At 60.0% G+C, this 12,017-nt stretch carries 11 protein-coding genes; 8 read left to right on the plus strand and 3 right to left on the minus strand.

Annotation, left to right across the window (positions count from 1 at the left end; genetic code table 11):
• Positions 1–193: 193 nt before the first annotated feature.
• The 3 genes from O3306_RS12660 to O3306_RS12670 are packed head-to-tail and all read right to left on the minus strand — an operon-like array spanning position 194 to position 3,574.
• A complete protein-coding gene (locus O3306_RS12660) occupies positions 194–1,126 on the minus strand; it encodes an SMP-30/gluconolactonase/LRE family protein (protein WP_272007842.1) in 933 nt (310 codons plus the stop codon).
• 28 nt (positions 1,127–1,154) lie between these two features.
• Positions 1,155–2,876, minus strand: a complete 1,722-nt coding sequence (locus O3306_RS12665; RefSeq protein ID WP_272007844.1) for a thiamine pyrophosphate-binding protein — start codon at positions 2,874–2,876, stop codon at positions 1,155–1,157.
• Positions 2,873–3,574, minus strand: coding sequence for a GntR family transcriptional regulator (locus O3306_RS12670; protein WP_272007847.1), 702 nt, complete (start codon positions 3,572–3,574; stop codon positions 2,873–2,875). Before O3306_RS12670 ends, O3306_RS12665 begins: the two co-directional genes overlap by 4 nt.
• Positions 3,575–3,761: 187 nt before the next feature.
• On the opposite strand from O3306_RS12670, the gene O3306_RS12675 reads away from it, so the two are divergent.
• The 8 genes from O3306_RS12675 (at position 3,762) to O3306_RS12710 (ending at position 12,006) form a co-directional block, all read left to right on the plus strand.
• Positions 3,762–5,474, plus strand: coding sequence for an acetolactate synthase catalytic subunit (locus O3306_RS12675; RefSeq protein WP_272007850.1), 1,713 nt, complete (start codon positions 3,762–3,764; stop codon positions 5,472–5,474).
• A 12-nt stretch (positions 5,475–5,486) separates the two neighbouring features.
• Positions 5,487–6,371 (plus strand): branched-chain amino acid ABC transporter permease, encoded by an 885-nt coding sequence (locus O3306_RS12680; RefSeq protein WP_272007852.1) that lies wholly within the window; start codon positions 5,487–5,489, stop codon positions 6,369–6,371.
• Complete coding sequence (locus tag O3306_RS12685) at positions 6,368–7,396, plus strand: branched-chain amino acid ABC transporter permease (RefSeq protein WP_272007853.1); 1,029 nt, start codon at positions 6,368–6,370, stop codon at positions 7,394–7,396. The genes O3306_RS12680 and O3306_RS12685 overlap by 4 nt, the downstream gene beginning before the upstream one ends.
• Positions 7,396–8,142: an ABC transporter ATP-binding protein gene (locus O3306_RS12690; protein WP_272007856.1), complete on the plus strand. Its 747-nt coding sequence runs from the start codon at positions 7,396–7,398 to the stop codon at positions 8,140–8,142. Before O3306_RS12685 ends, O3306_RS12690 begins: the two co-directional genes overlap by 1 nt.
• Positions 8,135–8,860: an ABC transporter ATP-binding protein gene (locus O3306_RS12695; RefSeq protein WP_272007859.1), complete on the plus strand. Its 726-nt coding sequence runs from the start codon at positions 8,135–8,137 to the stop codon at positions 8,858–8,860. Before O3306_RS12690 ends, O3306_RS12695 begins: the two co-directional genes overlap by 8 nt.
• Positions 8,860–10,137, plus strand: coding sequence for an ABC transporter substrate-binding protein (locus O3306_RS12700; protein WP_272007861.1), 1,278 nt, complete (start codon positions 8,860–8,862; stop codon positions 10,135–10,137). The genes O3306_RS12695 and O3306_RS12700 overlap by 1 nt, the downstream gene beginning before the upstream one ends.
• A 64-nt stretch (positions 10,138–10,201) precedes the next feature.
• Positions 10,202–11,263, plus strand: a complete 1,062-nt coding sequence (locus O3306_RS12705) for a zinc-dependent alcohol dehydrogenase (protein ID WP_272007864.1) — start codon at positions 10,202–10,204, stop codon at positions 11,261–11,263.
• The gene (locus O3306_RS12710; protein WP_272007867.1) at positions 11,260–12,006 is read left to right on the plus strand and encodes an SDR family oxidoreductase; all 747 of its coding nucleotides are present in this window, start codon (positions 11,260–11,262) and stop codon (positions 12,004–12,006) included. Before O3306_RS12705 ends, O3306_RS12710 begins: the two co-directional genes overlap by 4 nt.
• Positions 12,007–12,017: the final 11 nt, after the last annotated feature.

Genomic DNA, 12,017 nt, shown 5'->3' on the forward strand with positions numbered 1-12,017 from the left:
TCAGGAAAACCAGTAGACTGCTACGAGTATAAAACTCGTTCATCAGATTTTGACCTGATCGGCTGATCTCCATACCGGCCCGCGGTTTCCGAATGTGCCGCACATCAAGGCCTGACAAAAGACCGCACTCGATCACACGTCAAAAGTATTGGAGATTTCTTGCATTGCGGGCGACAACCACAGAAGCGGCCAGTTAGGCGTTGAAGTTAAGGCGGAGGCCCGGTCTGGGCCAACGCAAATGCCCGAGCTCTCCTGTGGTCGACAGCGTGACATAGGCATCACGCATGTCCTCTCCACCGAATGCGATATTGGTGCAGAATGGATCGGGCATCGCGATCTCGTCGACGATGTCTCCGGAGGGAGAAATCACAAGGATGGCGCCGCGATAGATCTGGCCAATGCAGATGTTGCCATCAGCGTCGATTGCAAGTGAATCAAAGCCTCGTTTCCCGTCAGGTGACGCCACCAGTCGACCGCCATGCGCGGCGCCCAACGTAGGATTGAGAACCGGTTGCCCCGCTGCGTCGAGATCGAAGGCCCAAAGGCGGCAGGTAAATGTTTCTGTTACCCACAGCGTGCTGCCATCGGGAGACAGGCCTACGCCATTGGGGCTGTGAATGGGGAAAATGACCTCGCGCAATGCGCTGCCGTCGATCCGGCCGTACAAGACCGCTCCACGATCCATTTCACGTTCACGGACCTTACCGTGGTCGGTCATCCAGAACCCACCATTCTGGTCAAAGACGATGTCATTTGGCCCCTTCAGAGGGGCCTTGTCAGAATGGGTGTAGAGAACGCTAACCTGACCAGTCGCAAGATCTATGCGTTCGACCCTGCCGCCAGAATAATCCAGCGCCTGACCTGCGGGCAACAGACCCTCTTCGGCGCTTTCCTTCCACGCAAAGCCGCCGTTGTTGCAGATGTAAAGCGCGCCATCGGGGCCGATTGCCGCTCCGTTAGGGCCGCCGCCGGTTTTGGCGATGACGGTCTGGGTGCCATCGGCTGACACGCGCGTGACCTGGCCCCGCGCGATCTCGACCAGAATGACCGAGCCGTCCTCCATGACAATCGGGCCTTCGGGAAATCTGAGGCCTTTGGTGATGGTGCGGATTTGCGATGATGTCATGATGGGGATCTCCGGCTGGTTCGGCAATTCAGGCAACGCTGAGCGCGCGCGTTTCGGAATAGGCTAGTCGTGCAAAGGAGACGTCCATTGAGGTTTGGACATCTATCACGGCTGGTCGCTTGTGGGTGCGGACCGTTTCGAGCGCGCGTATCAGGGCGTCGTTCAGCGCATCTAGCCCGGCCGCGTTGTAGCTGTCGCAACCCATGCCACGGGCAATAGCGGCGTAATCGACACGGCTGAACTGAGTGGCGAACGGTCCGCGCGAATGCTGCGACCAGCCCAATGCGTCGTTGTTCATCACCACACAAATCACGGGAAGCTCGGCCTCGACCGCTGTTATGAGGCCATTCATCGTCATCGAGAAACCGCCATCGCCGCAAAAGGCCACAACGGGACTGTCGGGTGAGAGCAGTTTACGCGCCATGGCCGAGGGCACAGCGTACCCCATCGGCCCGGCGCCTGCCGGTTGGATGAATTTCCCAGAGCCGCGCGTGCGCAGGCAATGCAGCATGAATATCCGGTTTTCGCCGGCATCGCAGGTATAGATGGTTTGGGGCGGAAGGGTTTCCTGCATCGCGTGGATGATTTCGTGAGGAAAAAGCGACTTCGCGCCTGGCGCGGATGACGGTAACGGGGCGGTTAACGGGGCGTTCAACGAGAGGTGCCAGCTATCCACGGCAGGCCTGTCGGACCATTCGGCGGTCATGGCGTCCAGTGTCCTGCCGGCGTCGCCGATCAACGTCTGTGTTGCCGGTAGGGTCCAGGACGCGTTTCGCGGCTCGATATCGACCTGAATCAGAGCCTGTTGTGTCGGGTCGATCAGATCGGGATCGGCCTGCACCGTGTCGGAAGCCGACAGTTTTGTGCCGATGGCAAAGATCACGTCGGCGCAGCCCACCGCGCAGTTGGCAAGCGGGTTTCCATAGCCGCCATAGACACCGCAGGATTGCGGGGAATCGTCGCTAAAGACGCCTTTGCCGGCGGGTGAGGTCACGACAGGAATCCCGGATTTATCTGCGAACCGCATCAGTGCGTCTTCGGCTCCTCCGACGCGGACACCGTTCCCGGCGATAATCAGCGGACGCGCGGCGTGGCCCAGCATGTCCAGGGTGGACCCAAGAGCGGGCAGGCTGGAATTAGCGGCGTTGATGTATGGGGCGGTCGGATAAAGGCGTGGCACGCTCTCACCGCCTGCGTTTCCATCTAGAGCGTGCAATCCGTAGATCATCGCCACCGGCCCCGGCGTTCCGGCCAGAGCATGTTTGATGGCCAGTTGCGTTCCGATGACCGCAGGATTCGGGGCGTCAGCGGTAAACACCTGTTTGGTGATGGCCGCGAATGCCTGCCGGGCGTCCCAGTTGCCATACTCGCCTGTGCCGGATTGGTAGGGCGCGTGCAGGGAATATCCGGGTGTGTCGGAGAAATCCGTCAGCAACAGCATCGGTGATGAGGACAGATGCGCCTCTATAGTTCCCAGCATACCATTGCCCAAAACCCATGGCCCCTGTCCCAGCAGGGCCCCTGGCACACCGGTAATGCGCCCTACGGTTTCCGCCATGACAGCGCCCAGGCTTTCTTCGCGCACGAGGATGGTACGGATTTGGTCCTGTCGTTTTTCCAGCGCGCCGAAAATGCGCCCGGTATGGCCGCCCGATAGGCCAAAGACATATTTGATCCCGGCGGAAACCAACACATCTACGATCGCGTCTGCCGCAGGAACCGGAGTTTCGTACAGTTGTTGCCAGGTCATGTGCGGTTCTTGGTCTGGGCTTCCAGATGAGCGAGAATCGGCGTTGCTCCATCCGAGATATCCAGCTGAATGGCGCGCCTTGCCGTTTCCTTGTCCCCCTCACGCAGCGCGTTGATCAAGGTGATATGGCGGTGCTCGCTTAAATTGCTGGGGGCCTCGCGGTGCTCATAAAGGGCATTCAGCAGTGGCCCCATCTGAAGCCAAAGCCCTTCGACGATCTTGAGCAACCGTTGAGAGCCACCAGCCGCGCATAGCGTAAGGTGAAACTGCTGGTTATAGGCCAGAGCCGAGGCGAAATCGGCGTTTTCCTTCGCTTCGATCAACTGCGTGTGGAGGGTCGCCAGCGTGTTGATGGTTTCGGCGCTGATGCGTTCTGCGGCGCGATATGCGCCCTCGCCCTCAAGAAGTTCACGCAATGTGCGTAGGTCTTCGTAGCCGGTCACGTCCAGCTGGGCCACGATAAACGAGCGCCCGGCGGTTTGCGTCAGTGCCCCCTCGGCGGCCAGTTGCACAAGGGCCTCGCGCACGGGGGTCGGGCTGATCCCGAGGCCAGCGGCCAGATTTCGAATGGTCAGCTTGGCGCCGGGTTTGAGCCCGCCGGTCATAAGATTGCGCTTTAGCTCGTTATAAGCCTCGGTCGTGAGGTTCACGTGCGCCAAGGAGCGCACTTTGAATTCTGGCGGTTCGGCTGCGGTCATCTGATGCCCCTTCGTGACGAGATTCCAGTTGGCCGCCGTCAAGATCGCAGATGGCGGGCAGGGGCACTCTATATTAGGCGCGCTGTTTGATCAAGTTTGATATATCATATTTCCTATTGATATATCAAATATCATTTGCTAGACCCCTCGTTGTTCTCGGGAGGAACAGGACGAGGGAGGAGCGACGATGAGCGCAGATTCGAATCAATCGGGGCAGGCGACCGTAGCGGTCACGCTGGCCGCATCACTCAAGCGGCATGGCATTGACGTGCTGTTCGGGCAAAGCCTGCCAAGCGCGCTGCATCTGGTCGCGCCAGATTTCAACATGCTTCAGGTCAATTACCGGACGGAAAACGCCGGTGGGACCATGGCGGATGGCTATGCGCGGATCTCGAATAAGATCGGCGTTGTGACGGCGCAGAATGGTCCGGCGGCGACGCTGTTGGTGCCGCCCATGGCCGAGGCCCTGAAGGCATCCGTGCCGATCCTTGCCGTCGTGCAAGAGGTCGACCGCGCCAGCACGGACCGTAATGCGTTTCAGGAATTCGACCACATGAGCCTGTTCGCCTCGTGCACCAAATGGGTGCGCCGGATTGATACGGCAAGCCGCGTTGAGGATTACGTTGATATGGCCGTGACGGCGGCAACGACAGGGCGGCCTGGCCCCGTTGCATTGCTTTGCCCGGCGGATTTGCTGAACGAAGTGCACAGTGTGGCCAAGGCCCGCGTGTCTGAAATGGGCCACTTTCCCTTGGATCGCGTCGGGCCTGACCCTGACCGTATCCGCGAGGCGGCGCGCCTGATTGCTGGCGCCCGGTCGCCCTTGGTCATCGCGGGCGGTGGTGTTCATTTGTCCGATGCCGTCGAGGCGCTGACCGACCTGCAAGAGTCCGCCAGCCTTCCGGTTGGGACCACAAACATGGGCAAGGGTACAGTCGACGAAACGCATCCCTTGTCGCTTGGCGTGCTGGCCAATGCGCTGGCCACCGGCGCGCCCACGCGCCCGATGAAACCCTTGCTGGACGAGGCCGACGTGGTCCTGTTGATCGGTACGCGCACCAACCAGAACGGTACGGACAGTTGGAAGCTATACCCGCAAGGCGCCACGTTCATTCATATCGACATTGACGGCACCGAAGTTGGCCGCAACTACGAGGCGCACCGTCTGGTGGGCGACGCGCGCCTTGCGCTGCGAGCGCTAAAGGATGCGCTGCTGGCCGAGGATCTCGGCGCGCGTCACACGGCGCGCCCCGCCTTGGAAAAACGTATCGTCGAAATGCGCGAACAAGGCCAACGCGAAGCCGCGCCGCAAATGACGTCGGACAAAACGCCAATCCGCCCCGAGCGGATCATGGCCGAACTTGGATCGCGCATTGACGCCGAAACCATCGTCGCGGCCGATGCCAGTTATTCGTCACTGTGGGTTCTTGGGTTTCTCACCGCGCGCCGCGCCGGTCAGCGGTTTCTGACACCGCGCGGTTTGGCGGGCCTTGGGTGGGGGCTACCGCTGGCCATCGGGGCCAAGGTTGCAGCGCCCGAAAAGAAGGTGTTCACGCTGGTCGGTGACGGGGGCTTCGCCCATAGCTGGCAAGAGCTGGAGACAGCGCACCGCATGGGGCTGGATCTGGTTGTTATCGTGTTGAGCAACGGCATCCTTGGCTTTCAAAAACATGCCGAGCTGATCAAGTTCGGAGGTCACACCGGGGCCATCGGTCTGGGATCTGTCGATCACGCGGGCGTTGCGCGCGCCGTTGGGTGCGAGGGGATCCGCATTGAAACCATAGATCAGCTAAAGGCCGCTTTGGACCATGCAATGACCGCCAAAGGCGTCGTCGTTCTGGATGTGGTCACGGATGCCGACGCGCACCCGCCGATCACGATGTTCGAAGGTCACCTTTGAGAGGGGCGCGACATGCAGCTTGTTTTACAGCTATTGATGTCCGGAATCCTTCTGGGCGGGGTCTATGCGCTGGCAGCGCTGGGTCTGAACATGATCTTCGGCGTCGCCAAGATCGTCAATTTCGCGCATGGCGAGTTTCTGATGTTGGGGATGTACGCCGGGTTCTGGCTGATGGTGCTGACCGGCATCAACCCCTATTGGGGATCGCCGTTGATCGCAGTCGTGTTCTTTGTGCTGGGTATGGCCTTTTATTGGGGCATCATGCGGTTCACGATCTACTCGACCGAACTGACCCAAGTATTCACGACGCTTGGCCTGTCGATCGCGCTTCAGAACCTTGCGCTGGTGCTGTTCTCGGCTGATTACCGGACCATCCAGACCATGCCGGATGGCATGTCATCGTTGCAATTTCTTGGTTTTCACCTGTCCACCGACCGTGTGATCGCTTTCTTCTTTGCCATGGCGATTTTTGCCGGCCTTATCCTGTTCCTGAAGCGCACATTCACCGGACGCGCGATCGAGGCGGTTTCGCAGGATCTGATGGCCGCCCGGCTGATGGGCATCGATACGCAGAAGATCTTTTTGATCACTTTTGGTCTGGGGATCAGCATCACAGGTGTTGCCGGTGCGGTGCTGGTGCCGTCCTTCTACGCCTTTCCATCGGTCGGTACATTCTTTGTTCTGATCGCCTTTGTCGTCGTAGTTCTGGGCGGGCTGGGCAGTGTGACCGGCACGGTAGTGGGCGGTATCGCGCTGGGGCTGATTGAGTCCTACGTCGGTTACTTCAGCCCGGACCTGAAGGAAGCGACCCACTTCATCCTGCTCATCCTGCTTCTATCCATCCGGCCCCACGGCCTGTTGGGTGTGAAGGGTGCGGAAAAGGAGACGCTCAAATGAACTGGCTATCAGACTATTTCGATATACGGCGCACCGATGCGATCTGGACCGTCTTGCTGCTGGCGATGACGCTGGGGCTGCCACTGTTCATCTCGAACAACTACTATCTGAACGTGCTGGTTCTGGTGTTTCTCTATGCTGGCATGGCGTCTGCGTGGAACATTTTGGGCGGCATGGCTGGTCAGTTTTCGCTAGGACATACGGCGTTCTTTGGTACCGGTGCATATACCTCGACGCTGCTTTACAACTATCTGGGCGTTTCGCCTTGGCTGGGGCTGATTGCGGGTGGCATCGTCAGCATGTTCTTTGCTGTAATCATCGCCTACCCGGCGTTCCGTATGCGCGGTGTCTTCTTTGCAATGGCAACGCTTGCGTTCGGCGAAGCGATCCGCATCCTGCTGATCTATTCACGCAAGTTCGTGGATATGCCCTATGGCCTATCGATCAACTGGGAGCCTGGCTTTAGCCGCATGATCTTCGAGGAACGTTCCTCCTATGCGTTCTTGACCGGGGGTTTCCTGTTGATCGTCACGCTGGTCGCTTACGGTTTGTCGCGAAGCTATATCGGCACCTATCTACGGGCTATCCGCGACAGCGAGGAGGCCGCTGTTGCCGCAGGTGTGCCCATGCGGCGATACAAGATGATCGCGCTGCTGATTTCTGCCTTTTTCACATCGGCGGGCGGCACCATCCTGGCTCAATACGTCCTCTATATCGAACCGACATCCGTGTTCAGCATCAACTATTCGATTGATTTGCCGCTGATGTCCTTGATTGGCGGGATCGGTACCGTGGCCGGGCCCATTCTCGGGGCCGTCATTGCCCTGCCTTTGCGCGATGTGCTGCTTGAATTGTTCGGTGGTGCGGCGGCGGGGATGCACCTGGTTATCTATGGTGTGTTGCTGATGGTGATCGTCATCATCCTGCCGGATGGGTTGATCGGCGGCGTCAAGTCATTGCTGCGCCGTCTGCAGCGTGGCCAGACATCCGGAAATCGGACGACTGACAAGCGGGGTCGTAAATAATGTTGCAGATCGACAATGTAACAAAACGCTTTGGCGGGTTGGTTGCCGTGGACGCGGTATCGTTGACCGTGAATGAGGGCGAGATCATCGGCTTGATCGGCCCGAATGGCGCAGGCAAGACGACGCTCTATAACGTGATCGCGGGCACCTTTCCCGCAACCCAAGGCAGCATCCATTTCCGTGGCCAGCGCATCGACGGCAAGCGGGCGGATGAAACATGTATGCTGGGGCTGGCGCGCACGTTCCAGATCCCGCAGGTTTTCGGATCGATGACGGTGGGTGACAGCATCATGGTGGGTGCGTTTCTGCGCAGCCGATCGCGCCGTGTGGCGCGGCGGCGTGCCGAAGAGGTCGCAGAGGCAGTTGGCCTTGGCCATCGTTTCGATCTGCCGACAACTTCTCTCACCACTGCCGAGCGCAAGCGCCTGGAGGTTGCGCGCACGCTGGCGACCGATCCAGGCATGATCCTGCTGGACGAGGTCATGGCCGGATTGAACCATACCGAGGTGCAGCTAATGCTGGACCTGGTTTCATCATTGCGCGACGGCGGCCTGACGGTCCTGTTTGTCGAACACAACCTGTCGGCAGTGATGCAGATCTGCGATCGGATCGCGGTGTTGGATCATGGTGCCAAGATTGCAGACGGGCTGCCCACCGAGGTGATGGAAAACCGCGAGGTGATTACCGCGTATCTGGGCGCACCAGCCGAAGACGGTGAAAACCAGGCAGGAGGCGATCATGCTTGAGGTCGAGAATCTGCATGCCGGTTACGGGGATGCCGAAGTCCTTTTCGGCATCGACCTGAAGGTCGAAAAGGGCGAGGCGGTTGCGATCGTCGGCTCGAACGGGGCCGGTAAGACAACGCTGCTGCGCGCGCTGTCGGGGATCATCGCCCCGACACAGGGCAACGTGCGGCTTCTGGGCGAGGATGTGGCCGGCATGCATACTCATGCGTTGGTCGAAAAGGGGATCGTCATGGTCCCCGAAGGACGGCGCCTGTTTCCGCGCATGTCCGTGCGTCGCAACTTGGAAATCGCCGCCTATTCAAAACGTGCCCGCCCCCACATCGAGCAACGGCTGCGCGAGGTTTACGAGCTGTTCCCGATCCTTCAGGAACGCTCGGATCAGTTGGGTGGAACGCTGTCGGGCGGACAGCAACAGATGGTCGCCATCGCGCGCGGGCTGGTGGCAACACCGCAGATCCTGATGCTGGATGAGGTGTCCCTGGGATTGGCGCCGGTGATGGTGTCACGGGTCTATGACGCGATCCGCGCCATTCGGGATACCGGCGTCACGCTGGTCCTGGTTGAACAGAACGTAAGTCAGGCATTGTCCGTAGCGGACCGTGCCTATGTGGTCCAGCAAGGCAAGGTCGTATTGTCCGGCACCGGTAAGGAGCTGAAGGACAACAAGGAGGTGCGCCGCGTCTATCTGGGTCTTGGTCCATCAGAGGAGGAAAACTAATGACTATGAATCGTAGAAAGTTCGGGCAAACAGTCCTTGCTGCAGGTGCCGCCACGCTGGCCTCACCTTGGTTGCGCGCGGCACATGCGTCGGGAGATGCCGCACGGCTGGGTGTGCTGCTGCCGCTTTCGGGGCCATTGGCGTCGCTGGGCAATGATGTACATCGCGGCTTTCAGTTGGCCATTGATATGGTGAACGAGGATGGCGGCGTGTTCGGGAAACCGGCCGAGATGATCTCGGTTGATGTGCCGTCCTCGACCGAGGCGACATCGCAAGCCACCCGTCTGATCACCAGCGAAAACGTCGGCGTGATCTTGGGCTCATATGCCTCGTCGATCTCGTTCGCGGCCAGCCAGGTGGCCGAACGCAACAAGGTTGTCTATTTTGAGCAGGGCGCGGTGGCGGATGATATCACCAGCCGCGGGTTCAAGCACCTCTTCCGCTTTATCTATCCAGCGTCCGAACTGGGCGGCGGTGCGGCAACATTTACCCTTGAAAAGGTGTTGCCGAAAATCGGGATGGCTGCGGGCGACGTGAAAGTGGCGCTGCTCTACGAAGACAGCTTCTACGGGACTGCTGTTGGCGAAGGGGCCCGCAACGTTCTGACGGCCAACGGCGTGAACATCGTCGATGATACCTCATATAGCTATAAAACGACCGATCTGTCGCCGATGGTGCAACGCTACAAGCAGCTAGAGCCCGACATCCTGATCGTGTGCCAATACACGCCAGACGGCATTCTGTTCTGGCGTCAGGCCCGCGAGGCAGGGCTAGAGGTCAAGGCGATCGTCGGCAATGGCGGCGCGCATAACGTCGGCGAATTTGCCGATGCGTTGGGTGACGATGTGAATGGTGTGCTGAACGCCGGGACGTCGGTTTATATCGACAAGGCTGGCCTGACAGACGATGCCGCGCAGACCTTTACTCGGTTCCATGAACAGCATGCTGTACGGTTCGAGGGGCGGCAGGCCTCAGCACATACCGGCATGGGGTTCAACGCGATGTGGACGGTTCTGAACGACATTCTGCCCGAAGCGGGCGGCATGACTGCCGAAGCCATCCGGCAGGCCGCGTTGGCGTTGGATAAGCCGATTGGGTCCAGCATCGTGGGTTGGGGAACAAAGTTCGACCCGGAAACCCAGAACAACACCCGCGCCTTCCCGACCTACGATCAGTGGCAGTCCAAAAAAATCGCGACGGTTGCCCCCGAGCAGTTCGCGATTGCGGATATCAAGGCACTGCCGATGCCCACATGGGGCGCGCGCGGCGACATCTGATCGCGCTGAACGGGGGCGCGGCACCGCGCCCCCCAATCGTTCAAGACCTAGCAGGACCACGACGATGCTGAGCTACAGAAAATTGGCCCCTCAGCCGGGCCTTTCATTGACCGAAGTTGCGGATTTACCTGAACCCGGGAAGGGGCAGGTTCTGGTCGATGTGCAGGCGGTGGGGATCTGCGGTTCGGACCTGCATGTGCGGGACTGGAGCGCCGGATATGATTTCATGGTGCCGCATCTGCCGCTGACCTTGGGCCACGAATTTGCCGGCACGGTGGCGGCGGTCGGGACGGATGTCAGCAATGTAAAACCGGGTGACCGGGTGACGGTCTGGCCGTCCAGCCCCTGCGGAATTTGCCCCGCCTGCATGTCAGGCTGGCGGCAGAACTGTCGTGATAAGCGTACGCTGGGCCTTTATTCTAACGGCGCGTTTGCGCCACAGGTTCTGGTACGCGCCCAAGGGGCGCTGCGCGTGCCGGATACGCTTGATTTTGAGATTGCCGCCTTGGCCGAACCTCTTTGCGTGGGCCACCGCGCTGTGATGGTGGGAGGCGTCAAGCCGGGTGATCGAGTGGTCGTGCTAGGTCCCGGTACCATAGGTCAGGCCATTGCATTGTCCGCACGCGAGGCCGGCGCGGCGCATGTTACGATTGCAGGTTATGATGATGAACCGCGGCTGGCGGTTTGCCGGGGGTTGGGATTTGACACGACAATTGATCTGGCCGGGCAGGGTGCACATGCGACGCTGCTGCAAGATTGCGCTGGCACCGACATCGTGTTCGAGGCAACGGGCCGCGCCGTCAGCGTGACCGATGGGCTGGCCCTGCTGCGCCCCGAAGGGGTTTTGGTCATGACGGGTATCCATGCCGAACCGGTCGTGTTCGACCCGGTCGATTTCGTCCGCCGCAAGGCGCAGATCCGCGCCTCGCACGGGTCACAGGCGGCGGACTGGGAGGCCGTGATCGACATGCTGGAGCGCAAGGGGACCGCCTTGCGCCCGATGATCACACATCGTCTGCCGCTGGAACAGATCGACGACGGGTTCGACCTCGCCCACAAGCGGACGGCGTCGAAAGTAATGATTTTCCCGTCCGGAATTCAACCAATCACAGAGACAGAACAATGAACCAAACACGCACCGCACTTGTCACGGGAGCAGCCAGAGGGATCGGGGCAGACATAGCCCGACGTCTTGCTGGGGATGGCCATCGGGTTATTCTGACCGATGTATTGGAAGAGGTGACGCAAACCGCACAGGACATCGGCCTGGGAGCTGTTGCGGTGCCGTTCGATCTGGCCCAGTTGCCGCAGATCGAGCCTTTTGTGCAGAGCTTGATCGCTACGCATGGCCCGATTGACATCATCGTAAACAATGCCGGCATATCTCCGAAGCATGACGGCAAGCGTGCGCCGGCACAGGACACAGACTTGGCTGAATGGCAGGCCGTGTTGGACATCAATTTGACCGCCGCCTTTCTGATCTGCAAGGCAGCATTGCCCGATATGCGTGCGCGCAAATGGGGCCGGATCGTCAATATGGCGTCGCAAGCGGCGCGAACACGATCGACCGTTGCCGGATCACATTATGCTGCGTCCAAGGCAGGCTTGGTCGGGTTCTCGCGCACTTTGGCGGGCGAGGTGGGGCTGGATGGGATCACCGTGAACTGCATCGCGCCGGGCCGTATAGACACGCCGATGGCTAGCGGCGTTTCGGACGCCGTAAACGCCGCCTACGTTCAGACAATTCCGGTTGGCCGTATCGGCACGACCGCCGACGTCGCCCACGCCGTTGCCTATTTCGCCTCCGAAGAGGCGGGTTTCGTCACCGGGACGGTGATGGACGTTAACGGCGGCCATTTCATGACCTGAGGAGAAGCTAG

Origin of the sequence: Roseovarius sp. ZX-A-9 (genome assembly GCF_028369135.1) — a bacterium.
In the GTDB taxonomy this organism is placed as follows: domain Bacteria; phylum Pseudomonadota; class Alphaproteobacteria; order Rhodobacterales; family Rhodobacteraceae; genus Roseovarius.